Consider the following 25,746-nt stretch of genomic DNA (forward strand, 5'->3'; position numbering starts at 1 on the left):
GGATCGACGACAGCGACAGTGTCGTTGTCAACGTTACTGTCGCCGATCGAATGGACGACGATGTCCCGGATCTCGAGATTCTCGCCAGCGTTGTTGTACAGCGTCCCAACCTGTAACGGATCGCTGTCGCCTCGCAGTTCAGTATCGGTAACGTCTCCTTCGCTCTCGATCCCCAGCAGGGCCTCGGAGTCATCGGCAGTCGTCGCGACAACCGCCCGGTCAGCAGCCAGCGAACCGAAGCTAACCGAGGGACTCACCAGTAACAGTGTCCCCACGAGTAGCATCACTACTGCGACTTTGCTGATCGGTTGCTGAAGCATACGTTCTGACTGTTGTCCCACTGGACCAGACCGGTGTACTGTTCTACACCTTCGGTATCGGTCGATTCAATAAAGCACCTCTAACAGTTCAGAACGTTCATTCTTTCCAGAACTGTTTATTACCAGTTGCCGACTGGTTTGTAAACACCTGAAGTCGGATACTCGGACGGCCGGAAGCGGGTTGTCGGGTCATCCATCGATCGAACTGGTCAATCTCGACGGTTGCCGTATCACCGCTTTCGATCGTCCTTCCACCACCGCGGACATCGACTCGCGTTCCGTCGGTTGGCCAACTGGGATTCTCGCTACTGGATGTCGTAGAGCCGCCGATCGTGAGCGTCATGGCACCATCAATCACGTTCGAGTCGCATGATCGACCGAGACGGAACGAACGCGGAAATCATCACCAGTGTTGTTCATCCCGAACTCTACGATACCGACATCGGCAGGCTCGACAGTGACCACGTTCAACTCGGGTGTCCCCCCCAGGACCGCCGCCACCACCGCCAGGACCGCCGCTACCGCCACAGTTGACGTCGACCTGTCTGCTGGTTTTCACGCTGTACCGACTTGTGCCGTCCCGGAAGCTCAGATGTCGAAGACCATCGCTCTCGTACCACCATCGGAGCCGGCACATTCGACGGCAATCGGATACTCGCCACCTTCTTCTTCGATAGTAACGTCGAACCCGTCATCGGGTTTTCCGGCAAATTCGACCACGGAGACGCTTAGCTCAGCAGCGGATTCGACTCCAACCCCATTGTCCGAGCGCCGAACCGGCTCCCCCGCGGTATTCGGTCTAATTTTGACATCGGCAGTCTCCGTCCGGTCGGTAATTCCGAGCAAGGCATTCGATTGATCGGATGCGGTGGTCGCAGCTACTCCCCGATCCGAACTTACGGTGGTAAATCCGAACACAGGACCAGCAAGTAGCAATGCACCCGCTACGATGAACACAACTGCGAGTGTGTTGATCCCGTTCGTGCGCTACGGCGGCCGCTCCATCTCACCCAATCGCATCCGCCGGCTCTCTGCCACGTGCACGACCGCAGATACCGCAAACAACGCAAAGACCAGCGTCGCCCAGCCGAGTTCGGGAACCGTCTCCGTCGGCACGACTTCGAGCCACAACCCCCCCATCACGATCGCACCGACGGCGGTCAGTCCCAGATAGTACATTCCCCACGGGATCGAATCCGCCGGAACGACGTCGAGGTAGACGTCTAACTCCGTCGCATCGTCGGTGAGTTCGATCGTTCGATCGTCGAACTCGATCATGTCGGCTCGCTCGAGCGTCGGTAGATGCGTCTGCTGTAGAGAGGTGTAGACTCGCTTTCGCTCCGCGGAGGTGAGTTCCTGGACCTCTTTGTCGAGTTCCCAGGCGGCGACGTGTTCGGCGAGGTCGCCCAGCGTTACTGGTTCGTCCTCGCGTTTGCAGTAGTGGATGGCGTACCGGCGACGGTGGTTACTCAGCAGGTTGAAAATTTCACCTCTGTTCGAATCTTCCCCCATCTTCGTCGCCATGAAATACTTTCTAGCACGAAAATACGCCTTTCTGATACATAACCCTTCTCGCCGAAATGTGCTACAGTCTCTCTCACCTGCCTCAGGCGGATAATCGTCGTTTTCACAGACTATCTGTTGCACGCTGAAAGACGATGACGATTAGCCAGAGTGCCCGCATCAAGATAACGGCAATTCGGTTATCACGACGCGCCCGGATTAGAACGGGTATCTCCGTTCCCGCTTTTGGTCGACCGTATTCGAATCGTCGAAAACGAATCAGTTAATTTCGACGACATCTACGTTGATGTCGATATCGGAATCGATACCCGGGACGTCGCTTTCCGAGCTGTTCGACCCGCCAGGACCTAAGTCGTATTCACTGCCGTCCCCGACGTTGCCGTGTCCGGGTGCTGGACCGAGACCGGGACCGTCCGAGGCTCCGGGTCCGTGCTCGGCCGGTTCGATATCGATGGTCGCGGAATCTTCTCCGTCTTCGCTCCGGACGCTAATCTCAGCGGTCCCATTGTCCTCCGCATCGGTCTGCCAGACGAGTTCGATCGTTTCAGCGTCGTTCTCGCCGAGCGTACTCGATAGCGTTACCGTCTCCGTGTCTACCGTCTGTCCGTCAGGGTTCTCGAGAGCGATCGTCTGTTCGACGTCAGATTCCTCCCTGTTTTCGTACCGACTCGTAACGGTCACCTCCACCGTCGCAGCTTCCCCTGCAGTTACGTTCTCGACATCATCGATGGTCACGTCGAACGCTCCCTCAGCGGCAAGTTCCCAGGCGAATCGTGGATAATTGTCGGGGATCGCAACCCAGGGCCCGCCGTCCTCCTCGTAATCGAGGTTGGCGAGATTTCCGCTTTCGGTCACCTCGAGTCCCTGCATTTCATCGGTGGTTCGCTCGTTCACGGAGATCTCGTCGCCGATGACGTGTTCGCCGAACGCGAACTCGTGGGAGTCTCGGTTGTAGTAGACACTATCTTTGAACTCGTCGCCCTGGTCGTCGCCACGGCCGAAGATCGCCCCGCCGGTGTCGTCGTCGTGCGGGCTCCGGCCCATTTCATTCAGATAGCTATCGATTTCGTTTTGATTCGCTGTGACCGTAATGCTCCCTTCGGCCCAGTACATCTGCTCGTTCTCGCTGGCGAAGTCGGACGTCCAGCCGACGATTCCGCCGACGCCGAAGGGCCCCTCGACGTCAGCCAGCGAGTACGCGGTCGATATTTCGGTGTTGTATCCGGTCGAACCGACGATACCGCCGATCCCCATATTATTGGATCCCCAGGGATGGTCCACCTCGTCGGTCGCTGCGGCCGGGACACCACCACGAACCGTAGCTTCCGAGACGAGCCGGTTGTCCAAATCAGCGTTGTGAGAAGAGCCGGCGATTCCACCGACTTCCTGATACTCGGCTTCGACAGTCCCGCTCACACGGACGTCCTCAATGACACCGCCGGCTGCGCCAATCAGGCCGCCGGTGACTTGCTGGCCGTGGATCGAGACGTTTTCGAGTCGAAGATTATGGATCTTGGAACCGTCACCGACACCGTACTCATTTCCGCTATGGAAGTGCGAGTTAGCAGCGAACAGGCCGACAAAGTCCTCGTTTGGTCGATCGATGTGGAGCCCTTCGATCGCGTGTCCGTTGCCGTCAAAGTCGCCTGAGAACTCCTCGCCCCAACTCCGCTGTTCTCCGATCGGCTCGAAGCCAGCACCGCCGTTCCAGTACTCGGTCCCCTGGGCATCAATATCGTCGACGAGTTCGTAATCCGCGTCGAGGTCGTGTTCGTCGATACACTGGAGTTGGTCGACGGTACTGACTTCGTAGGGATCCTCGCTGGTCCCGCTCCCTGCGTAACTCACCTCACTACAGATGGGGCCGTCCCGATCGATCACGGCAACCTCGTCTATCTCGTCGTCGTCCGTCCGGACGGTAACGCGATCCGTAATCGCCGTCCAGTCTGTTCGGTACTCAAGAGAGACGGTCTCGGTCTCACCGTCCGAGACGGTAACCTCTTGCGAATCGACCTGATCGCCGTCAAACCCTTCTAGAACGACGTTCTGACTGGCGTCACCGGCGACGCTCTCGACGTCGGCTTCGATTGCTATCGACCGACCGGGCTCAGTCGGACCATCGAGAACCGTGACGTCGTTCAACAAGAGGAGTGGGTCGACATCGACGTCTGCCGTTCTCTCGTCGCTACTCGTCCGGACCGCGACGGTCGTCTCGTCGACTGGGTCCGGCACTGCGACGTTGCCCCACTCAAGCGTTGTCGTCGTCGACTCACCACTGTCAAGTTCGATTTCTTTGACGTCGACGATGTCTCCGTTGAATCCCTCGATCCAGAGGTACTGCGTGCCGTCTGCACCCCGGTTCAGAACATCTGCCTCGAGCGTCAGTGTGCTCCCCGGTTTGACTGAACCGCCGGCAACCGAAATTGACTCGACAGATAACTCGGCAGGCTCGTCGACGACAAGGAACGAACCTCGTTCGTCGAGATCATCATTCTCTGTGGAGATATTGTACTCGTAGATTTCTCCGGGCTCGAGCGAGCCCGCCGTCAGCTCGACCTGCTCTGTTTCGCTTCCCTCGATTGTGAGGAGTTTTTCGGCACTGTCAACCGTCTGTCCGTCTCCGTCCAGCACGTCGAGTGTAATATTCTGCGTCTGTTCGGTAGCGAACGTGTTGCTGATATTCGCTTCGATGATGACATTGCTCTCCGCCGTAATAACCTGCCCGTCCGTCCCATTAAGCTGATTCTCTTCGGGAATCCCGAGATCCTCGCTGATCTCAAACGCACCGCCATTCTCGATCTCGAACGAACCATCGTGTTCGTCATCGGAAGTTCTGACGACGAACTCGTAGTCACCTTTCGGCCACTCCGATTCGTTGATCGACCACGAGGCGGTCGCGGCCTCGATGCTGTCGAGTTCGACTTCCGCGGTCGAATTAACAGTCTCGCTACCACCGTCCGGCTTGATCTCGAGCGTGACAGGTTCTGCTGTCCCGTTCTCGATTCCCAGGTTTCGGATGTCCGCTGAGACGTTGATCACCCCATCCGAGGAAGTAGTGGAGGTGTCGATAACGGTGTAGTGTACGCCTTCAGCCAAGTAGTAGAACGATCCCAGCTCGTCGAGCGTGTCCCCACCGGGATCGGTTTTGATGTCATACTCATAGTTAGTCCCTGGTGTGAGATCGACTGAATTAGCTCCTTCCGACCCTGTGTCGAAAAATTCATTTCCGCCATCCCACTCGTTTTGTTCGCTCGTTAATACTTGGTCTCCCTTGGCGAATTTGTCTTCTGACTCGATCGTTCGCTCCGCAACGACTTCTGCTCCGTCGAAAATAGATAATGTAGCGGTGACGTTACTCTCCATCTCTCCGTAGTTCGACAGCGTAGCATCGATAAAGAACTTGTCACCTTGCTCAACCAAACTATCGTCGATAGGATTTCCGCTCTGCTCAATTAATCCTCGGTCTTCATCAATCAGGAAATGTCCAGTAGCAGATACATCACCTATTCCTTCTACTTCTACCACGACAATATCCTCATCCGGACGAGTTACAGTGACGTCCCACTCGGTAATATCTTCAGCTTCTCGTACGAAATGTTGTTCCCATCCCTCGGCATACTTGCTTTCGATTTTGATTGCGAAATTATCGCCGTCTGGAGAGTCTGTAACCTCGGTGAACCGTTCTGCCATATTGGTAGCAGCCTCGTGGTTATTGTAGGCTCTCGAGAGCGATCCGTCGTTGTCCACCGGATCGAGTTGCATAAAGTCTAGTTGAAAGGTTCCATCGGAATTGAATCCAACATTTGGCGATTTATCTATTCTGACGTTATCGCCGGAACGTTCCCAGATACCGCCGCCTTGATGGGCAATCGTCCGATCTTCGAGTTCAAACTCATATGTACCGAGTTCCTCAGAGACAGTTCGACTCTCGTTATCCCAGTTTGGATCCTCAGTCGAATTATCGTACCAGGTAATTTGTATCGTCCCTTCCCCATCGATTTTGGGTTGGCAAATTGAATCATCGAACGCCATCGATTGCTCGGTGCCCGTCCCCACGACAGTATTGAGTCGGTGATCGGACTCGTCCATGCACATGTAGACTTTCTCGCGTTCGCTCTCCGATTCGAACGCGTCGAGCATCGGTGACCCAATAAGCAATAACAGTGCCGTCGCTGCAATCACCATCCCGATGAGGAGTATCAAACCGACGATTGGGCTTACGCCCCGTTTCTCTCGAAAACAAGATCCCTGATTTTTCCCACCAGTACCAGTCATTGTATCCCACTAGAAAGCCATCACTATAAATATATTCAGGAAGGTTTACCGGTTGGCGATACCGACGCTATACGCCTCGAGAGTGGTGATTTCGAGGTACAACGATAGGGGACGGGTGCAGATATCGGTAGTCGTTGACCAGCGGAGCGAGAGACAGAATTACCACTTATCCGGGTCCGGTGACCGTTCCACCCTCACACTCGATTTCGACTGTCCGCCTGAGGTCAACGGAAATGTTCTCGCCGTTCACTTCCAGTTCGATTGTGGCTGTATTATCAGCAGCAGTCTGGGCAGCTTCCCAAGACCCTAACGGGCTTTGACACGCGTTATCGACAGTTGAACCGCCAATGCATTCCGCAGCGCACTGAATCTCCGCTTGAAGCATATATTCGTCGTTTGTAGTCTCGAACGTAGCAGACTCGGTCGACGGATTATCAGAAGAGTCTGAAATTTCACTCAAGATCGCTTCTTCAAATTCGCTCGACGGGGTCTGATCGCTCAACGTCAATATCAACTCATTATGGATAAACTGGCCAGCAGAACAATATTCAATTTCAGTCCAGAAAAACGGTACAGTGCTGGTTCCTGTACAATCAAACTCTCCATCACTTGCAGAGAGGCTGACATCGGGCTGGCTGATCCCGACATAAGCTGTGTCATCATCTACAGTCTCGACGCCAATATTACGGTCGGCCACCGTCGAATCGAACGCACCGCTCGAGGCGACGAAGACGAGCGCCCCACAGACGAGCAGTCCCAATCCGAGATATGTTATCGTACGCATGCGACACTCGCTCGAGCAACCGGTAGGAGGCACCGTCGCAGAGATCAGTCCGACCTGGACTTGAGCAGCGATGGACCAGTATTAACTCACCAACTCCACTCAGTTGCTGTCTGGATACATTCTGGATGGTTAACACATGAATGTTCTGGCCTGATGGATTCCGCCGAGACCCGAATTACGGCCGAACGGTCTCGAGAACCGTGTTCTATCCAAATTTGATCGTATTGACTACGAGCGGCCAGACGCCGATTCAGAGCCGTTCAGGACAGTCTTGAACGTGTGTATTGGTCGGCTTTCAGTACTTCTGGCAACCTAATACAAAGTGGGTGGACTGTCTGGGAGGGAGTAAGGACCGCGTTCGGAATCCCCGCCCTCGGGTGACGGATTCTAGCGCGGTTGTACGGAGATCATAACCATGAGAATGAATCGACGCAACGTGTTAGTTGGATTGGGTACGATTGTCGCGGGTGGCGGAGCCGCGCTCGGGACGGGCGCGTTTAGTAGTGTGGAGGCCGATCGAACTGTTGACCTCGGTGTTAATGATGACTCAAGTGCGCTCTTGAAGATTGCTGAACATTCAGAGGGAAGTGCAATCGTTGGCACTGAAGATGGAGGTGATGCCACAGTTCTTACATTGGACGAGCAGAGTCTCAATGAGAATGCTACTACTCGCTTTAATCAGGCGATTACAATTACTAACGACGGCACTCAAGATGTTGGGTTCTTTGTTGCGGACAGTGGTGCTGCTAGCAGCGTCGAACTTGATATCGAAGAGTCTGGTGGCAGTTCTATTGTCGGTTCTGGAAGTGCAGTTGATTTAAGCGCTAACGGTGGAAATATCGATTTGAACGTAGTCATTGACTTAACCGGCGGAAACAGCGTTGGTAATATTACTGGAGATATAACGTTCGAAGCCGACGAGAGCGAACACAGCACACCATAAGCTTCTTCGCCCAATAAGTAGAGGAGAAAGTGTCTACGATTGTTGGGAACGGAGATAAATCTCGCAATAATTGTCAATTCCTATACCGTACCTAGTAATAATACCGTGAGTCGTCGAAATGCCATCAACTAAGATCCTACTCATCGCGGCGACAGCCTGCTTTCTCGTCGCGCTCGCATTCCCAACAGTAGCGATTACGGTGGGTGAAAACACGGCATCTGACGACATCGTCCTCGAGCCAACCTCCCAATACGCCTCCCTCAACGAGAACGGCGAACTCCAACTCGACCTCGAGAAACTCAACAATCACGCACACACCACGTTCGACGACGTCTTCGCCGTCACCGTCAACGACGATGCCGTCGAGCGCGTCTGGATCGAGAACGACGACCTGAGCCTCGAGTTCTACCAGAATGGCGATCGATCGGCCGAAATCTCGGCGTCGACCCCGCTCGAACCGTCGGCTGGAGACACTACGAACGTCGGCGTCTCGGTTGATACGACCGAGAACTATGAGGATGTAGAAACGTTCACGATCCACGTCCAGTACCAAGATGAAGACAAAGAAGAAGAGGAAGACGAAGACCACCCCAAGGGCGTCGAACTCACGAGCTTCGAAGTCGACCCAACCAGGGTCGAAACCGGCAACAACGTAACCGCGAACGCGACCTACGAGAACGTGGGTCGAACCACGAAAGAGACGACGGCGCGGCTCACCGTCGACGGCACCGTCGTCGACACCAAACCGCTCGAGATTCCACCCGGCGAGACGAAATCGGCCGTCTTCGAACGTCAGATGCAGTGGCCCGGAACGTACGAGATCGGCGTCGATGGGGTCGCGAGCGAGTCGGTCACCGTCGAGGGGCCGCCGATCCACGTCCTCGAGGCATCCGTCACCACTACCGAGATTACGGCCGGCGAGAGCGCGACGATCGAAGCCACGGTGTCGAACCCGACCGGGCAGCGAGTGCAGCGCACGCTCGAGCTCGCGGTCGACGGCATCGTCGTCGACACGAGGACGGTGATGATCGAACCGGACGGCGAGACGACGGTGACGTTCGAGCGGCAGTTCGACGACGCCGGGACGTACGAAATAGCGGTCAGCGGTGTAGAAGCGGGGACGATCACCGTCGCGGATCGAGCCACGATCACGGTTCAGAACCGCGAACTGTCGGCGGCGGCGACGGCCGCCCTCGCGCCGCCGATGGCGATGGGGTTTCTGTTCCTGGGTATCGCCGCGAACCGCCGGTGGGCGTTCGTTCCGATGCGGTAGCGAATCGCCGGACGGCGATCCTGTAGGGTCAAACGCCGACTCTCGGGGAGTTTAAGGTGTTTGCTTCCCAAGTGAATCAGTAATTGAATAGTCGTTACAGAATGATATTCTGCGCCACCACACGATGACGTCGGCCACACTCCTCAAACGAGGATTGGGGCTGGTCGTCGCCGTCTGCATCGTCCTCCTGCTGGTCGGACAGCTACTGGGACAGCCGATCCTGCTCGGCTACGTCGCGACCGGGAGCATGGAGCCGACGATGAACGCCGGCGACGGTTTCGTCGCGATCCCGAGCGTCGTGACCGACGACGTTGAGGCGGGAGATATCGTCGTTTTCGAGGCCCGAGAGTTACACGACGGCGGACTGACGACCCACCGCGTGGTCGGCGAGACTGACGAGGGGTACGTCACCAAAGGGGACGCGAACCCCTTTACTGACCAGGACGGCGGCGAACCCCACGTCACGGACGGCCAGATCGTCGCCGAAGCCTGGCAAGTGAACGGCGAGGCCGTGACGATACCGTACCTCGGCACGGCGATCATGGGCGTCCAGGGCCTCGCGGAGTCGGCCTACGGGACGGTCGCGTCGGTCCTCGGGTTGACGGCGACGGCCGACTCGGAGGGGATCGGCGCGATGCTGGTCGCCGTCGGCGTCGCCCTGCTCGGCTTCGGAACGCTCCTCGAGCGATTCGGACCCGGTCGACGCGAGACGCACCGCTCGCGCTCCCGCGAGAACGTCATCGCGTTCTGGACGGCGTTGGGGCTGATTTTGCTCGTTTTCGTCACGTTCGCGACCGCGTCGATGGTCGTTCCCGCCGGCACCGCCGAGTACGAACTCGTGAGCACGGACTCGCCGACCGACGATCCACAGGTGCTCGCCCCCGGAGAGACGGCGGAACTCACGCGGACCGTCGACAACGCGGGCTATCTCCCGATCGTGGCCGTTCACGACGCCGCGAGTCGAAATATCGCGGCGGATCCCGGCTCGCAGACGATCGGGATACGCTCGAGCGGAGAGACGACGGTCTCGCTCACCGCTCCCCATGAGACCGGCGAGTACACGCGACATCTCGGTGAGTATCGGTATCTCGCGGTACTCCCGCCGTCCGTAATCGTCTGGCTCCACGGGCTGCACCCGCTCGCAGCGATCGCCGCGGTAAACGGCGTCATCGTCGGCGTCACCGTCGCGATCGTACTCGTGGTCTTCGGCTACAACGACCTGCGCGTTCGATCCGCAGGATCGCACGTCTCGCTGTCGACTCGGTTCCAGCGAAAACTTCGGGAGTGGCTGTGAGAGACACTCACACTGGCAGCGGGCCGGTAGCTTCAAATAGCCGTTGTCGTCAGCCAGTATCGTTATAATGGTTGCCTCGGATGAATGTACGCATACGTGTCTTTCGAACGGTCCGGTAACGGCTCGAACCGGACACTGCGGGGAACGGACGCCAGCCGAACTGACTCCGGGGGAATCTGAACTGTGATCGATAATCCGCGTCTCGACCTGCTGCTCGCCGAATACGGTCGTCCGATCACGATCGCGCTGATAGTGATCGGTGCGCTCGCGCTCGCCGGGACCGGTTGGGCCGTCGCGAACCCGTCGACGACGACCGAGACGCAGTTCGGCGAAGAGCGCATCTCGAGTGACCTGCAGACGAGCGCCGTCGTCGTTCAGGACGGGCCGCTCTGGAACGAGGGCGATCGGCTCGAGAACAGTGAGGTCTACATGCTGAACGCTTCGCCCGAGCTGACGCTCGAGGCCGAGACCGAACTCCGAAACGAGAGCGACGGGACGCCGATCGACGGCGGCGAAGTGAGCCACGAACTCGAGGTGCGGTACGAGGCGACTCGAAACGACCAGTCGTTCTGGAACGAGAGCCACACCGTAATCGACGCCTCACCGGCGCTCGAGGACGGCGTCGCAACGTCCGAAACGACGGTCGACGTCGAATCCTACCGAGAGCGACAGCAGGAACTCGAGAGCGAACTGAGCGGCGTCGGTGACGTCGACGTGGCGTTCGTCCTCCGCGTCGAGTACGACACTGGAACCAATCAGGGGATCCAAAGCGAGTCGACCACGTTTCGCGTGACGGACACCGCCTACTGGCTCGAGGAACCGGTGTCCGCGTCCGAAACGCACACCCACCGGACTGGAACGATAGAGACGAGCGAGTCACGGAGTCTTGCGGCCATTGCCGGACTCTCACTGCTCGGCACGCTCTCGCTCGCGGCCGGTGCGTTCGTCGCCCGACGATCGCCGATCGATGCGGAAGCCGCCCGACGCACGGTCCACGAACGGCGGTACGCCGAGTGGATTTCGCGCGGCTCGATTCCGATGTGGATCGGCGACTATCACGTCTCGCTCGACACCTTGGAGGACGTCGTCGACGTCGCGATCGACACGAACGAGCGCGTCGTCCACGACACGCAACGCGGCCTGTTCGCCGTCGTTAACGACGGCGTCGTCTACTACTACAGCGACCGCGGGCTCTGGGAGGAGACCGCTTGGCCGGAGATGAACTTAGAGGAGCAGCCGGCGGTCGTCGACGGTGAGCCGGCACTCTCGCCCGACGAGATGGATCTCGAGGGCAACGAGGAGTTCGCCGATCCCGACGACGGGTTCGACGACGACGAGGACGTCTGGCAGAAGCTGTGACTTCCTCCCCACCCTACTCGCTCACGGCTGACGCCGTTTGCTCCTTGAGGGTGGGGCTTCCTGTTTCGATGACGCGCTTTGCAGGAACCGAATCGGTTCCCGTAGGGAGCGCAGTCTCCGCAGGCGTTGATTTGGGACAGTCCATCCCTACTTGATTCAGACCGCGTACCAAGATGTTGTAGGCCGCGTTCCAGTCCCTGTCTGCCGTGAAGCCGCACGACGGACACGAGTGTTCGCGGACCCATAGCGGCGTGTTCGACTCGGCACCGCAGGCTGCACACTCTTTGGTCGTTCCGGTCGGATCGACAGCAACGAAGTGCGTACCTTCGCGTTCGCACTTGTATCCGAGCATTCGCAGGAACGTTCCCCACGCCGCTCCGGCGCGGTTGCGGCTGTTCGACGGGAGTTCCATCAATCCCTTGGCGTCGAGGTCTTCGACCGCCACAAGGTCGTACTCTCGAGCGTAGTGGTTCGAAAGCTTGTGCAAGAAGTCCCGACGCTTTCGCATCAGGTCGGCGTGACGTTTGGCGACTACTCGCTGTTGCTTGCGGTAGTTCGCCGATCCGTGCTCTTTCCGAGAGAGTTTCCGTTGCTCTCGTTCCAGCCGTTCGCGTTCGTCGGAAAGGTCCGGTGACTCGACGGCTGTTCCGTCGCTGTCGTGGGCGTACTTCAGGAGACCCACGTCGATTCCGACACAGTTCTTGAGTGTCTTGGGCTTCGGCGGCGCGTCGTCTTTGGTTTCGATCCCGAGAACAGCGAACCACTCGCCGGTCGGTTCCTGCTTGACGACGACCTCTTTGATCGTGGCGTCGTCGGGAACGTTGCGGTGGTAGACCATCGGAATATCGCCAATTTTGGAAAGAGAAAGTACAGTGCAGCCACTCGTGTTGTTGAGTTCGAAGCCGGTTTGACTGTACTTGACCGAACGATATTCCTGTGGGCCTTTCCACTTGAGTTCGCCGACGCGGTGGCCGTTGTCCTTCCGACCTTTCAGCGTCGAGAGGTTGTCGTACAGTCGTTGTACGACCTTCTGCAACACCTTCGAGTGGACTTGTTTCAGGTCGGTCTACTCGCGTTTGAGGTCAGGAAGGACCGACTGTTCGGAGTACGCCGATGTGTCGTCCTCTCGGTTGAGCCGGTGCAGGAAGTGGTTGTAGACCTGTCGGCAGGTATCGACAGTCCACGCTAACCGGTCGAGGAGTTCGTCGGTTGGGTTGAGCCGATACCTGTAGTTGTAGCGCATGATCTACCCGCCAGAATCGGCGTCGGGTTCGGAAACGCGGACGACCTTCACGTCCGCTCCAGTCCACCGTTTCGGGACGAGAACGTGTGCGCCGTTTCCGACCGGGCGAACGTCTCGGTCGAGGACTTCGTAGCCCTCGATTTCGTGCCGATCGATTAACTTGTATATACTCTGTTACAACATCACGCTATCGATAGCGTGGGCTTGCGGGCCTGCAACAGTACAGTGCAAGAAACACGAGCAGCGCTGTATCCCCTCCCTGATCGCGCCTCCCCTTCGGTCGGCGCTCCCTGAGGAAGGAGCATTAGCGCCTCGATTTAGGTAAGCGGTCGGCGCCGAATCAGGTTGCACACGTTTGGGACGTGGAGACAATTGCAACACGGCCACTGACGATTCACGGTCCCCGAGTTGCGCGGAGTGAGATCACGACCACCGAGTGATTGACAATATGACACACAGTCACTCGCAACTCCCGCAAGTTCCGCCAGAACCTGACTATCCGGTCAAATCGCTATTTCGGCAGTTACGAACCACCACCACCTACTTTACTGGACATACTCTATCGTAATCTTTCACGATAGTCACGACTCGTAAGGCTCAACTTTTATGCTGCTGGGTGCTTTCGATTCGTAGTATGGCAGAGACCGACGGGGAGGACATCGAAGATTTGCCACCGAGTGCCAAACTCGTTTTCAAGGTACTCGAGTACGACGGGCCGTTGACCCAGAAACAGATCGTCGAGGAGTCGATGCTGTCGGCCCGAACGGTCCGATACGCACTCGAGCGACTCGAAGAGATCGGGATCGTCGACGAGGATATCTACTTTGCTGACGCACGTCAGAGTCTTTATCGGATCGAAGAGCCTGTCGCAGCCGACGGCAACGGCGTCGAGGAGTCACCGAAAAAGGACGCCTGCTGTGCCGAATAGCGGGCGACAAACGGGAGGATTCTTTTAACGGCGTAACCGTCCCTCTCCATGGACAAGGAGAGGCTCCCGCGGTGGGGATGGTTGCTGATCGGTCTGTTCGCGATGGCGATCGTCGCCAACACGCTCAACATTGCCGTTCTCGGACCGGCGGGACTACCCGAACAGTATCACGTGATCACGATCATCACCTCGATGGCGCCGGTGTTGATCTACATCGGAATCTGGTACGACGAGGAGCGACAGGAGTACTGGGAGCAGCCGCGAGAACACATCGCTGGCGATCTGGTGTTTATCGTCACGGGGGCCGCAATCGGGTCGGCGATCGTCCTCGTCCCGATCGTCGATCTCGGTCTCCCGCGTATCGTCCAGGACATCATCGCGATGGCAGCCGGGTTCATGCTCTCGTGGGGGCTGTTCTGGTGGCGCAACACGGAGGTTTACAGCGGTCTCTAATGGGCTGGCGGTCGCGCGTGACACCGACGGGGCTGGTGAACGGGCAATAGCCACCTCGAGCGGTGTATCTGGGAGTGAGTGCAGACTGTCAGTCAGACACCATCGGTTCGGCCGGCGATTCCCGGCGTCGGTGGGGTGGTCCGTTTGTGCTTCGTTTCGGCACACAGCCACGCGATCGAGCGAGCCGTCTCGCGGTCGATGCCGAGCGCGTCCGCGGCGTCGCCGATCGGTTCGTCCAGTTCGACGAGCCGCTTGAGGAGCGGGTCGATGACGTCGTAGGGCGCGCCGAGTTCGTCGGCGTCGGTCTGGTCCGCCCAGAATCCCGCCGTCGGCTCCTTGCTGACGATTCGTTTCGGAACCCCGATCCGTTTGGCGAGCGCGCGCACCTCCGTCTTGTAGAGGTCGCCGATCGGATACGTGTCGGCCGCACCGTCGCCGTACTTGGTGAAGTAGCCGAGCAACCACTCGGAGCGGTTCGCCGTCCCGAGGACGAGCCGACGCTGGCGGTTCGCCGCGTAGTACGCACAAATCATCCGCAGGCGCGCGATGACGTTGCCGGTCGCGTGGGTGCGCTCGTGTGGGCGATCCTCGGCATCGGTAGTGGCGGGCTCGAGCGACTCCACAACCGTTCCCTCGAACGCCTCGAGGATGGGACGCAACTGAACTTCCTCGAACTCGATCCCCAGTCCCTCCGCGATCGTCCGGGCCTCGCTGACGCCCGTCTGTTCGGATTTGTGGCATGGGAGGCCGAGTCCGAGGACGCGGTCGCTGCCGAGCGCTTCGACGGCCAGCGCCGCCGTGACGGTCGAGTCGATCCCGCCGCTCATCGCGACGACGGCACCCTCGGCGCTCGCGTCCTCGACGGTCGACCGAATGTCGCTCACGATTCGCGAGCGGACGGTCTCGAGCCCCGGTCGGTCCGTAATGAACGATCTGTCTGCCTGTCCAACGCCTGAGTAGACGACTGTCTTCCTATCTGCTCCCATAGAGGTCAAACACCATGTTGTGTTACGTTCTATTCAACATTCGTCTCGTATAAATGCTTACTCCTTAAACAGCTAGTAGTGGTGAGCCAGATTGGACGACACTCGGCCAGCACACGAGGTGTTTCGTGCTAATATCTACCATTAACAACTGCGAACGAGTATCACAGTGTCTGGATCGTCGATACTGACCCCACTTAGCGCCTTCAGCAGTCGTTTTCTGCACATTCTACGGCGTGCTGACCGCCGTTCACTATCGGATAGATATAATTATATTCGAACAGTTTGATTCCGAAGACGGTTACAACTTCCCGCTGACATGAGATCCACCCTCGCAGATCGATCCCTCCGATTCCGAATGCTCGTCGCGCTCGGCCTGATCGTCTGCCTGCCGTTCGCGTTCGTCTACACGTTCGTCTTTCTCGCGAACACGGTCGGCATCGCGCTCCTCGAGTGGGCCAACGAGCGGCCGTACCACGGCGAGTTCTACGTCGATCCGCTGGTCCTGACGGTCGTCGTTCTCGGCGGCCTCGTCGTCCAGTACCGATTCGGCCCGCGAACGGTGCTCGGATCGCTCGATGCGCGCGACGTCGACGCGAGCGAGTACCCCGACCTCCACGCCGCGGTCACGCGGCTGTCCTCGCAAATCGACCTCGCGAAACCCGATGTCGCCGTGATCCGAAGCGAAGCCCCCAACGCGTTCGCCGTGGCCGGCGGCGGTCACGAACGCGTCGTCGTCACGACCGCGCTCCTCGAGCGCCTCGAGGACGACGAACTCGAGGCCGTCCTCGCCCACGAACTCGCTCACCTGAAGAACCGGGACGCGAACCTGATGACCGTCGCGTGGCTGTTGCCGACGATCACCTACTACCTCGCGGTTGTCGCGTTCTACGTGCTCTACGGACTGGTCCGGCTGTTTGGGAGCGGATTCGGCGGCGGCTCGAGCGGTGGACGCGGCGACAGCGACGGTCGCGCGCTCCTCGTCGCCGTCGTCGTCATCACGGTCACGGCCGTCGTGACGCTGACCGTCTCAGCGATGTTCTGGGCCGCGAGCGTGCTGTTCTATCGCGTGCTCTCCCGGCAGCGCGAGTACGTGGCGGACGAAGCCGCCGCGACGATCACTGGCTCCCCCGCGGCGCTGGCCGGGGCTCTCGAGAAAATTGACGGGGCGATGCCCGACGTGCCGGACGAAGACCTCCGGAAACTCGACGGCGGGGCGGAGGCCCTCTACCTCGCGCCGCTCGAGAGTCGCGATTTCGGCTCGAACGAACTCGTCAGCACGGACATCTTCCCGGAGACGCATCCGCCCACGGCGGAGCGGATCGAGCGACTGCGCGAGTTGGCGCGTGATCACGAATGACGGCGGAATTCGGTAGACGCCGACTGCTGGCGGTGGCCGGCGCGGGGCTCGCGGTCGGACTCGGCGGCTGTGGCTATCAGGCCGCCGCCGGGGATCTCGACTGGACCGAATCCGCCGATCGGTACGGCAGGGCGTCCGTGACGTGGTCGTCCGACGGAAGGTACCTGTTCGGTGTCTTCGACGATTCGACGAGACCGTTCACTCCCAGCAGCGGGACCGTCCACGTCTACGACAGTAGCGGGCAACCGATCTGGGCCGGCAGCCCCGACTCGAGCCGGAACGGCGAGTTGGCGATCGCCGACGGCGCCGTCTTCCTTGCCCTCGAGGACGGGACGGTCGTCCGACTCGAGCGGGACGGCGACGAAACCGCACGGACGCGGTTCGGCTCGCGGGCAGAGGGGGCAGAAACCGCGTGGTCGACCGAGTGGACCGACGTCGGCGAAATCGACGGAGTCGAATCGGATGCGGGTTACGAGAACGAGCGGGCGGACGACGGTGACGACAATCGGCGCGAGAACCGGACGGACGGAAACGAGAACGACGGGACGACCGACGTTTCAGACGGCGACGAACGGGAACGCGCGACGCGGCTCGATCTGCACGCGATCACCGACCTCGTCGTCGGTACCTACACCCGAGGCGTCGTCGCGTTCGATGCGAGCGACGGCGAGGAACTGTTTCACCTCGAGTTCGGGGACGACGGGTTCGCAACCGGCGCCGGAGGCGAACCACAGACCACATCCGCCGTCGACACGGCCGTCGGCTACGACATGGCGTGGATCGTACTCGCGGACGGTGACGACGATGTCACCCTCTACGGCGTCGACGGAGACGGGTCGGTGCGGACCGATCTGGCACTGCCCGACACGCCGGACTGGCTCGAGAGCACCGAGCGCGACGGCGAGTCCGTCGCACTCGTCGCCGTCGACGGCGAGTTGCGGGCGATCGATCCCGACGGCGAGCCGACGTTTACCGTCCCGCTCGAATCGGGTTGGAGCACTTACAGACCGGCGATCTGGGACTCGACCGACCGTCTCTATTACGCCACGGGCGGCTCGCTGACCGCGATCGACCTCGAGGCGGGCGATCGAGCGTGGCACCGCGACGACGTCGAGTTCAAAACCGCACCCGTCGCGAACGCGGCCGGCGTCTACGGTCACGGCACCCTCGAGGACGACGGAGACTGTGATCTCTTCGGCATCAGGGCCGACGGCGACGACTGGTGGCAGGTTCCGCGCCTCGAGGAGATCGACTGTCCCGACGGGTTGTACGCCGTCGAGGACCGACTCGTCGCCGTCGACGGCGCGACGCTGTACGGCTTCCGCTCGGAGCCGGAGTCTCGGTACTCGATCCGCTAACTCGTCCGCGATCGCACTCCCTCGAGACACCTGAATCTCGCACACGCACCTTTTTTACTGCGGTCCTCACGCACCGACGGTGCGTTCGAACCCCGCCAAAAAATCTGCACCAAAAAAGTCCGCTCGTTCGCGTCCCTCACTCGTGGTCTAATTCTTCACGACGGCACGACCGTTACCGGCTCCTTTCGATCGACCGCCTGCTCTAACTCGTCGGCGATCGCACTTCCGCGTGACACCTGGATCTCCCCGCCGCGACTGACCGTCGCGGTGAAGAGGTAGTCGCCGCCGGCTTGCACTTCGACCGTCTCGCCGTGGTTGCCGTCGACCGGGATGACGATGTGCCTCGAGGTAATCTCGGGCGTGACCATCTGGCCGGCGGCCTGTCCGCCGCCGCTCCCGCCGTCCGCGCTGGCGCTGCCGCCACCGCCGCCGGCTCCGTAGTTGGGGTTCTCGTCGTGGGTTCGGACGTCGATATCGATGCCGAGTCGGTTCTCGACGTCGGTGATTCGACCGCCACCTTTGCCGATGACGCTCGAGATGTCGTCGTCTTCGACGTAGACGACGGCTTTGTCCTGGCTCCTGAGTTCGACGTCGACGTAGCCCCGGGCGATCGAGCGGATCTCCCGTTCGATCTCCTGTTTGGCGATCCGATCGACGCCGGACTCGTTCGCCGGGCCGCCGTCTTCGTCTTTGAGGGGGACGGTGACGACCTGGCGGTTGAACGTGTAGATCTCGTATTCGGGTTCGCCGGTCCGGAAATTCGTGATCTGGATGACCGGTCGAGCCAGGTCCTCCTCCGTGAGTCCGGCGGGCACCTTGACCTCCGTCTTGACGTCGTAGACGGTGTGAACCTCACCGGCTTCGATGTAGACGACGGTGTCGACGACCTGCGGAATCATCCCGAGTTCGACCCGCCCGACGAGTCGCTGGAGGGCGTCGATCGCTCGCGTCGCGTGGACGACGCCGATCATGCCGACGCCCGCGAGTCGCATGTCCGCGAAGACCTCGAAGTCGTTGGTCTTGCGGACCTCGTCGTAGATCGTGTAGTCGGGTCGCACCATCAGGAGAGCGTCGGCCGTGTTGGCCATGTCGCCCGCCAGTTCGGTGTACTGCGTGATCTCGGGGCCGACCTGCAGGTCCCGCGGCTTCTCCATCGTCTTGACTGAGTAGTCGTTGTCCGAGATGTAGCGGGCGACCGCCTGTGCGAAGGTCGACTTCCCGGCACCGGGGGCACCCGAAATCAGGACCCCGCGCTGGTGCTCGAGCAATCGCTCTTTCAACTCGTCGGCGTGCTCGTAGTCGTCGATGTCGGTTTGAGCGATCGGACGGACGGCCGTGATCTCGATGCCGTCCGAGAAGGGGGGTCGGCCGATGGCGATCCGGTAATCGCGGAACTGGACGATCTGCATGCCCGGTTCCGAGAGCTCGATGAAGCCCTCGGGCGCTTCCTTGGCGCCGTCGACGATCTCGCGGGCGTACTCGTCCATCGTCTCCTCGTCGAGCGGTTCGTCGGCGATCGGCTCGTAGCGCATCTCGCCGATCGTACCCCGCTTGGCCTTCGGCACGGCCCCCGCCCTGAGGTGGACGCTCATCGTCTGATCGTCGAAGTAGTTCTCGACGGAGAGCGTGCCGACCTCGCGGATCTCGGGCGAGACGTGCTCGACCGTCAGCCCCTTGGCTTCGGCGACTTCGGCCTGAACGATGTCGCTGGTGAGGAAGGTCGCGTCGAGCTCCTCGGCCAGATCGCGGATCAACGCGTCGATCTCGCCCTCGAGGCGTGGCCCCGTTCGATGGCGTTGGGTCGCTCGCCGATGTACTCGAGGTGGATCACGCCTTCGTCCGCGAGATCGGCGAGCCGCTGGAGTTCCGACAGCCCGTCCCAGCCGCTGTCGATCCCGTCGTTCGCCTGCGCCTCGAGTTCCGCGACGACGGCTTCCGGCACCGAAATCGTCGCTCCCTCGAACTGCCCGTCTTCGATCGTCGCCGAGACGCGGCCGTCGATGACCACGCTCGTATCCGGCACGACGTGCATACGACAACTGGTCGACGGACACGTATAAGGGTGTTCCACCGCCGGAGCGGGCGTGGCTGTGGGGAGTTGCCACGGATCGAGATCCGCGATGAATCGTCCCTACGCTGACCGCGGCCCATCTATCGAAAATTCGGACTATCTTCCCAGCCGATGGGAAGACGCGTTGTCCCTTCAATTCTGGACCGAACACGTTCACGCAATGAATCCGGAGCAATCGTTCGGGCAGGGCGGACTCAACGGGTTTCTCGACGCCGACGATCTCGTCGACCAGATCGGGCTGGACGACGACGAGATCGCCTGGCGAAAGGCGTATATCGGGTTCGACGCGGAAGACGAACGACGGTTGCGCGACCTCGAGTCGTTGTTGCGGGAGAATCAACACCAGATCGCGGACGACTTCTACGACAACGTGTTGCAGTACGACGAGACTCGGGCGATCGTCGACCGATCGCCGAAGGGCGTCGACGCGCTCAAGCGAACCCAACGGGCGTATCTCGTCTCGTTGGCGACGGGAACCTACGACCAGCAGTTCTTCGCCAACCGCGCGCGGATCGGGAAACTTCACGAACTGCTCGACATGCCGTTGAAGCAGTACGTGGGTCAGTACGGCGTCTATTACGAACTGCTCCTCGAGCGACTCGACGAGCGCGTCCAGCAGCAGGTGGTCGACGCGATCGAGGCGTGGGCCGCAGAGCGGGACACCGACGAGGCCGGATTCGGCGGGCTCGTCTCGGCCCTCGGGTTCGGTGACGACGGCGGGGAGACAGGACTCGAGGAGTCGTTCGAGGAGACCGTCAGAGCAGCCGTCGACGACGGCATGATGGACGTGCTCGCGCTGTTGCGACTCCTCAACCTCGACATGCAGATCGCGACCGAGACGTACGTCGACTCCTACGCACGGCGCCTCGAGGAGTCGATCGAGCGCCGCGAGCGACTCGCCGGCGAGGTGGAAGCCGACGTCCAGCAACCGATCGAGGAGCTGCACGAGGCGAGTGAGTCGGTCGCAACCCGCGCGGAGACCATCAGCAGCCACACCGCCACGCAGGCGACGAAGACGAATCGGGCCGCGACCGAACTCGGCGAACTGAGCGCCGCGGTCGAGGAAGTCGCGAGCGTCACCGACGAGGTCCGCCAAGAGAGCGACCGAACCGAGCAACTCGCCGCGGAGGGGGTCGACGCCGCCGACGACGCGCTGGCGGAACTCGAGGCCATCGAGGACGCGACGACGGCCGTCTCCCGATCCGTCGCCGATCTCGAGGAGCAAACGCGGGAGATCGACGCGGTCGTCGACCGCCTCGACGCGCTCGCCGAGCGAACGACCGTGCTGGCGAAGAACGCGAAGATCGAGGCCTCCCGGACGGACGGACGGGGGACTGGGTCGCAAACGATGGGCGTTATCGCCGACGAGGTCGAGTCCTTCGCGGAGCAGACGAAACGCGACCTCGCGGCGATCGAAACCGCTGTGGAGGAGGTTCGCGACGATGCGATCGAGACGGTCGAGACGACCGAGGAAACCGTCGATCGGGTCGACGACGGGACGGACCGAGTCCGCGAGACGATGGCCTCGCTCGAGGAGATCCACGTGAACTGTCCGTCGGTTTCGGGAGCCGTCGGTCGGGCGGTGCAGATCACGGCGAGCGGCGCGTCGTCGACCGTCTCGATGAGGTGCGCGAGCAACTCGATCGTCGCCGTGTCGGCCCACTGGAGATCGTCGATCGCGAGCACGAGCGGCCGTTCGGCCGCACGGTCTTCGATCCAGGCGGCCGTCCGATCGTAGACGGCCTCGAGCCGGGCGTCGTAGGTGGCGTCGTCGCGGACCGGCGGCGAGGGCGAGTCGACGAACGGGAGCGGCTCCGCGTCGTCCCGATCGTCGAACGCGTCGCGGAACGGGTGATACGGGCCGCCACCGTCGCGTCGACAGCGGCCGATCGCCGTCCCGAAGCCCCGATCGCTGGCGTCCGCACAGAGTCGTTCGATCAGCGCCGTCTTGCCGATGCCCGGCTCGCCCGCGATGAGCGCGATCGACGACTGGCCGCCGCGAGCGCCCTCGAGCAGTGTCGCAAGCCGATCGCGCTCGGAGTCGCGGCCGACGAACGCCGGTTCGAGTGCGGACTCGAGCGAGACCGTGCCGTCGGGTGTTCGGGCAGCGAGCGCCCTCGAGAGCGGAGTATCGTACGCGTCCGGAACCGCGCCGAGCGGCAGTTCACGGCGGTCGTCGTCGGTGACCACGACGACTCGTTCGGACTCGAGTCGAGCGTACCGATCGTCAGCCCGCTCGCGGCCCGCAGCGGTCAGTCGGTAGCTCGTTTCGTCGGCCGCGTCGCCGTCGAACTCAGTCTCGCCGGCAGCGGCGCTGGAGGGGACGGGTGTGTCGGCAGTATCGTCGGAGGGGGCAGGTGTGTCGGCAGTATCGTCGGCCGGTGCGGTCGCTTCGGCATCGATGTCAGTACAGTCGACGCCGCCCGACTCGAGGCCCCGACTCGCCACGAGACCGTCCGACTCGAGTGCCGACAGCGTCGACGCGAGACGAAGTCGGTCAGCGAGCGTGTCCTCGAGACCCACCGCGGCCGCAATCGTTCGAATCGAGGCCTCGAAGGCGGAGCCGCCGCTCCCATCTCGTTCGCGGAGAGCGAGTAAAACGGGCGTCTCGAGGTCACGCTCGTCCATTGTGTACTCGTAACTGCTCCATCATATAAGACCTATTGGCAGATCGGTCGGTCGAGACCGTCGCCCGAAGCCTCCCGTCTCGACGGCGACGAGCAGCGCCGTTACTCGCCGTCGCCGCCGGCGTCTGCGTTGCTGTCGTCGGTCGACGGCACCGCCGCGACGGTAACCGCATCGTCGCCCACGTAGTTCGTCCAGAGCACGAGCATGCTCGGGAGGACGAAGACGCTGCCCAGGAACGCGTAGATGATCGTCAGTCCGGTGATCAGGCCGAACTGCTGGAGCGGCGGGAGAATAGCGAAGATGAGGACGCCGAAACCGCCGACCGTCGTGGCCGCGCTGCCGAAGAGCGCACCGCCGGTGCCGGTGACGCTGCGATAGAGCGCGTCGAACGGGTCGTCGCCGCGCTCGTACTCGAGCAGGTAGCGCTCGGTCATGTGGATGTTGTACGCGACCCCGAGACCGATCGTCAGGCTCGTGATCGTCCCCGTCATTACGTTGAACGGCACCCCGAGCAGGTACATGGTACCGAGGATCCACGCGACGCCGAAGACGATCGGAGCGATGGTGAGCAGACCGAGCAGGGCGCTCCCGTGGGTCCACCGGTAGGCCACCATCAGGAACGCCACGACGGCGACCAGCGCGACGAGCATGCTCTGGATGACCGTCTCGAACAGTTCCTGTTCGATGAGGTGGAAGACGATGATCTGTCCCGTCGCGGTCACCTGCAAGCCGTCGCCGTCGGCTGTCGACGCCACATTGGTCAGTTGGTCGTTCACGTCGCTGGGGGCGGCGTCGCCCTGCGTCGAGACGACGACGCGAAGCGACTGGTACTCGCCGCCGTCGGCTCCCGCACCGCCCGTCCGGTGGATCACGTCCCGGGCTTGCTCCGGAGCGACCTCGAAGAATTCGTCGTACACCGCCTCGAGGTTCTGATCCGGGACGTCGTCACCGGTCGTATCGGCCGCGTCGTACGTCGCGGCAAAGGACTCGTTCTCCGCGGCAACGGACTCCATCGCCGTCAGCGGGCTTCGGACGTGGGCCTCGCCGTTGGGAAGGACGACGGCGACGTCAGTTTCGGCGGCCGACGCCTGCAGCTCGTCGGTCCGCTCGAGCGTTCGGTCGTCCGTGATATCGCCCTCGACGAGCAGTTGGGCCTGCGTGTCCTGCCGGAGGAAGTGCTCGTTGACGTAGCCCATGTTCTCCTTGACGCTGTAGTCGCCGGCCGCGAACGGCCCGGGCAGCGACTTCGCCCAGTCGGCCGGATCGTCCGCGATGAAGTCTTCCTGATCGAACGTCGTGTCGATCTGTGCGGCCCCGTAGGCCCCGCCCAGCGTCAGCAAGACGGCAACCGCAACGACCGCCCACGGCATCCGTTTGGCCGCGCGGTGGCCGCCGGCGAGCGCGCCGCTGAGTCGGCCGCCGCCGGTCCCGAACGCTCGCTTGCGGCGGTCGTAACCGCGAGCCTCGAGGAGGGCGTCGAGTTCGACCTTCGCCGCGGGGACGACGGCTCCGAAGACAACGAGCGCCGAGACGATGCCGAACGCGCTGGCGATCCCGAACTCGCGGATCGGTCCGATCGGGCTGACCAGATTCGAGAGGAAGCCGATGACGGCCGTCGCCGTCACCCAGACGAACGCGACGCCGAGACCCGCGACGACCAGCGTCATGGCGGATCTGGTCGACTCGGATCCGTCCTCACGGCTCTCGCGGCGACCTCGGGTCGCCGCTCGTCGTTCCGCGATTCTCCCGTCGGTCGAATCGCGCGCCTCTCTGTGCCGCATAAACAGGTGTATCGCGTAGTCGACGCTCAGCCCGACGAGCAACACCGGCACCGCGATCATCAGCTGATTGAAGTCGATTCCGGCCCAGCCGAGAAAGCCGACGGTCCAGACGAGCACCAGCGCGACGCCGCCCAGCCCGAGCACGATATCGAGCAGGTCGCGGTAGGCGACGGCCAGTACGGCCGAGACGAACAGCAACGCCATCGGTACCACGATGATCAGACTGTCCGTCAGCGATCGATCGATCTCGTCGGTGATGATCCCCGCGCCGAAGACGAAGCCGCCGTCGCCGAAGCGGTCGTCCACCAGCTCGGCCATCGCCAGCTGCGAGTCGACCACGTGGTCGGCCGCTTCGCCCTCCATCCCGCCCTGGCCCTCGCCGTGCTGGGTCACGAACAGCATTCGAGCGTCGGCCTGCGTCGATCCCTGCTCGTAGTCCGTCGGCAGGAACGCCAGCACCTGTCGGTCCGCGTCCTCGCCCAGCACGGCGGCGACGACGTCTTCGACCTCCTCGTCGCTCATCGACTCGAGTTGCTCGATCTGGTCCTCGAGCGAGGGCTCTTCGCCACCGTCCATCTGTGCCGTGCCGGTGGCGGGTTCGTCATCGCCCTCGGTATCGTCAGCGTCGCCGTCCTCGACATCTGCGTCACCGTCCTCGGCGTCGGCGCCGTCACCGTTCTCACCACCCTCCGCCGAGGCGTCCTGCCGTCCATCCGCCGCCCCCTCCCCTTGCATCGCGGTCATCGCGACAATGGAGGCGACGTCGGTGAACGGCTCGTCCGTCAGCGTCGGCTCGATCCGGTCGTCCTCCTGAAACTCCTGTTGTAACTCGAGCGTCGCGAGCAGCGACTCCCGGTCGAGGACGTTCTCCCCGCGAACGACGATCTGTACCGTCGTCGTGTCGTCGTCCTCGCCGTAGTTGTCCTGGATGTACTCGAGTTTCTCGGCGGCCTCGCCGTCGGTTTCGAACTGATCGAGCGAGGAGGACTGCTCGAGCGAGCCGACGCCCGCCCCCATCACCAGCGTCACCACCAGCGCGAGGGCGACGACGAGCCGCCCCTGCTGGGTAACCGCTCGGACGAATCGATCGGCGACCGACACGTCAGGTCGCCCCTCGCGTCGTCTCGGCTGCGTTCATGACCGATACGTAGGGACAATCCGTCCATACG

General features: G+C 61.4%; 16 protein-coding genes and 4 pseudogenes. 9 read left to right on the top strand and 11 right to left on the bottom strand.

Annotation, left to right across the window (positions count from 1 at the left end; translation table 11 throughout):
- Window positions 1-908: 908 nt before the first annotated feature.
- The 5 genes and pseudogenes from ACSFC5_RS00840 to ACSFC5_RS00860 form a co-directional block, all read right to left on the bottom strand.
- Complete coding sequence (locus ACSFC5_RS00840; protein ID WP_440763382.1) at window positions 909-1,166, bottom strand: hypothetical protein; 258 nt, start codon at window positions 1,164-1,166, stop codon at window positions 909-911.
- 141 nt (window positions 1,167-1,307) lie between these two features.
- A complete protein-coding gene (locus tag ACSFC5_RS00845) occupies window positions 1,308-1,832 on the bottom strand; it encodes a DUF7344 domain-containing protein (RefSeq protein WP_440763383.1) in 525 nt (174 codons plus the stop codon).
- Between the two features lie 270 nt (window positions 1,833-2,102).
- Window positions 2,103-4,883: a hypothetical protein gene (locus tag ACSFC5_RS00850; RefSeq protein WP_440765040.1), complete on the bottom strand. Its 2,781-nt coding sequence runs from the start codon at window positions 4,881-4,883 to the stop codon at window positions 2,103-2,105.
- 477 nt (window positions 4,884-5,360) lie between these two features.
- Window positions 5,361-6,119, bottom strand: a pseudogene (locus ACSFC5_RS00855) (DUF7289 family protein); the annotation flags it as partial.
- A gap of 166 nt (window positions 6,120-6,285) precedes the next feature.
- On the bottom strand, window positions 6,286-6,903 hold the full coding sequence (locus ACSFC5_RS00860; RefSeq protein ID WP_440763384.1) for a hypothetical protein: 618 nt from the start codon (window positions 6,901-6,903) through the stop codon (window positions 6,286-6,288).
- A gap of 415 nt (window positions 6,904-7,318) precedes the next feature.
- On the opposite strand from ACSFC5_RS00860, the gene tafE reads away from it, so the two are divergent.
- From tafE to ACSFC5_RS00880, 4 genes are all read left to right on the top strand, one after another.
- Window positions 7,319-7,846 (top strand): TafE family fimbrial adapter protein, encoded by a 528-nt coding sequence (tafE, locus tag ACSFC5_RS00865; protein ID WP_440763385.1) that lies wholly within the window; start codon window positions 7,319-7,321, stop codon window positions 7,844-7,846.
- 118 nt (window positions 7,847-7,964) lie between these two features.
- Window positions 7,965-9,119 carry a CARDB domain-containing protein gene (locus tag ACSFC5_RS00870; protein WP_440763386.1) on the top strand — a complete coding sequence of 385 codons (1,155 nt, stop codon included), beginning with the start codon at window positions 7,965-7,967 and terminating at the stop codon, window positions 9,117-9,119.
- Between the two features lie 124 nt (window positions 9,120-9,243).
- Window positions 9,244-10,413: a signal peptidase I gene (locus ACSFC5_RS00875; protein WP_440763387.1), complete on the top strand. Its 1,170-nt coding sequence runs from the start codon at window positions 9,244-9,246 to the stop codon at window positions 10,411-10,413.
- Window positions 10,414-10,596: 183 nt separating this feature from the next.
- A complete protein-coding gene (locus ACSFC5_RS00880; RefSeq protein ID WP_440763388.1) occupies window positions 10,597-11,772 on the top strand; it encodes a DUF5305 domain-containing protein in 1,176 nt (391 codons plus the stop codon).
- 13 nt (window positions 11,773-11,785) lie between these two features.
- On the opposite strand, the pseudogene ACSFC5_RS00885 reads toward ACSFC5_RS00880, so the two are convergent.
- A pseudogene (locus tag ACSFC5_RS00885) lies at window positions 11,786-13,015 on the bottom strand (RNA-guided endonuclease InsQ/TnpB family protein).
- 3 nt (window positions 13,016-13,018) lie between these two features.
- Window positions 13,019-13,171, bottom strand: a complete 153-nt coding sequence (locus ACSFC5_RS00890; protein ID WP_440765002.1) for a DUF2080 family transposase-associated protein — start codon at window positions 13,169-13,171, stop codon at window positions 13,019-13,021.
- 478 nt (window positions 13,172-13,649) lie between these two features.
- On the opposite strand from ACSFC5_RS00890, the gene ACSFC5_RS00895 reads away from it, so the two are divergent.
- A complete protein-coding gene (locus ACSFC5_RS00895) occupies window positions 13,650-13,943 on the top strand; it encodes a winged helix-turn-helix transcriptional regulator (RefSeq protein ID WP_436346025.1) in 294 nt (97 codons plus the stop codon).
- 48 nt (window positions 13,944-13,991) lie between these two features.
- A complete protein-coding gene (locus tag ACSFC5_RS00900) occupies window positions 13,992-14,396 on the top strand; it encodes a hypothetical protein (protein WP_440763389.1) in 405 nt (134 codons plus the stop codon).
- Between the two features lie 92 nt (window positions 14,397-14,488).
- Here ACSFC5_RS00900 and ACSFC5_RS00905 read toward each other — a convergent pair whose 3' ends face one another.
- On the bottom strand, window positions 14,489-15,382 hold the full coding sequence (locus tag ACSFC5_RS00905) for an NAD+ synthase (protein WP_440763390.1): 894 nt from the start codon (window positions 15,380-15,382) through the stop codon (window positions 14,489-14,491).
- Between the two features lie 316 nt (window positions 15,383-15,698).
- On the opposite strand from ACSFC5_RS00905, the gene ACSFC5_RS00910 reads away from it, so the two are divergent.
- The gene (locus tag ACSFC5_RS00910) at window positions 15,699-16,739 is read left to right on the top strand and encodes a M48 family metalloprotease (protein WP_440763391.1); all 1,041 of its coding nucleotides are present in this window, start codon (window positions 15,699-15,701) and stop codon (window positions 16,737-16,739) included.
- Window positions 16,736-18,097, top strand: coding sequence for an outer membrane protein assembly factor BamB family protein (locus tag ACSFC5_RS00915; protein WP_440763392.1), 1,362 nt, complete (start codon window positions 16,736-16,738; stop codon window positions 18,095-18,097). The genes ACSFC5_RS00910 and ACSFC5_RS00915 overlap by 4 nt, the downstream gene beginning before the upstream one ends.
- 155 nt (window positions 18,098-18,252) lie before the next feature.
- On the opposite strand, the pseudogene ACSFC5_RS00920 reads toward ACSFC5_RS00915, so the two are convergent.
- Window positions 18,253-20,129: pseudogene (locus ACSFC5_RS00920) on the bottom strand (PINc/VapC family ATPase).
- Window positions 20,130-20,328: 199 nt separating this feature from the next.
- Here ACSFC5_RS00920 and ACSFC5_RS00925 point away from each other — a divergent pair.
- A complete protein-coding gene (locus tag ACSFC5_RS00925; protein WP_440763393.1) occupies window positions 20,329-21,906 on the top strand; it encodes a protoglobin domain-containing protein in 1,578 nt (525 codons plus the stop codon).
- Here ACSFC5_RS00925 and ACSFC5_RS00930 read toward each other — a convergent pair.
- Together ACSFC5_RS00930 and ACSFC5_RS00935 are read right to left on the bottom strand one after the other, a co-directional pair.
- Window positions 21,816-22,796, bottom strand: a pseudogene (locus ACSFC5_RS00930) (ATP-binding protein); the annotation flags it as partial. The gene ACSFC5_RS00925 and the pseudogene ACSFC5_RS00930 sit on opposite strands and share 91 nt — an antisense overlap.
- A gap of 101 nt (window positions 22,797-22,897) precedes the next feature.
- Entirely contained in the window at window positions 22,898-25,678 is a 2,781-nt protein-coding gene (locus ACSFC5_RS00935) for an efflux RND transporter permease subunit (RefSeq protein WP_440763394.1), read from the bottom strand.
- Window positions 25,679-25,746 lie beyond the last annotated feature (68 nt).

Source organism: Natronorubrum marinum, assembly GCF_052040125.1.
GTDB lineage: Archaea > Halobacteriota > Halobacteria > Halobacteriales > Natrialbaceae > Natronorubrum.

Coding starts and splice junctions, on each gene's coding strand:
- ACSFC5_RS00870 (WP_440763386.1), top strand. CDS start 7,965: ATGCCATCAACTAAGATCCTACTCATCGCGGCGACAGCCTGCTTTCTC.
- ACSFC5_RS00900 (WP_440763389.1), top strand. CDS start 13,992: ATGGACAAGGAGAGGCTCCCGCGGTGGGGATGGTTGCTGATCGGTCTG.
- ACSFC5_RS00845 (WP_440763383.1), bottom strand. CDS start 1,832: ATGGGGGAAGATTCGAACAGAGGTGAAATTTTCAACCTGCTGAGTAAC.
- ACSFC5_RS00905 (WP_440763390.1), bottom strand. CDS start 15,382: ATGGGAGCAGATAGGAAGACAGTCGTCTACTCAGGCGTTGGACAGGCA.
- ACSFC5_RS00875 (WP_440763387.1), top strand. CDS start 9,244: ATGACGTCGGCCACACTCCTCAAACGAGGATTGGGGCTGGTCGTCGCC.
- ACSFC5_RS00895 (WP_436346025.1), top strand. CDS start 13,650: ATGGCAGAGACCGACGGGGAGGACATCGAAGATTTGCCACCGAGTGCC.
- ACSFC5_RS00915 (WP_440763392.1), top strand. CDS start 16,736: ATGACGGCGGAATTCGGTAGACGCCGACTGCTGGCGGTGGCCGGCGCG.
- ACSFC5_RS00910 (WP_440763391.1), top strand. CDS start 15,699: ATGAGATCCACCCTCGCAGATCGATCCCTCCGATTCCGAATGCTCGTC.
- ACSFC5_RS00925 (WP_440763393.1), top strand. CDS start 20,329: ATGAATCCGGAGCAATCGTTCGGGCAGGGCGGACTCAACGGGTTTCTC.
- ACSFC5_RS00860 (WP_440763384.1), bottom strand. CDS start 6,903: ATGCGTACGATAACATATCTCGGATTGGGACTGCTCGTCTGTGGGGCG.
- tafE (WP_440763385.1), top strand. CDS start 7,319: ATGAGAATGAATCGACGCAACGTGTTAGTTGGATTGGGTACGATTGTC.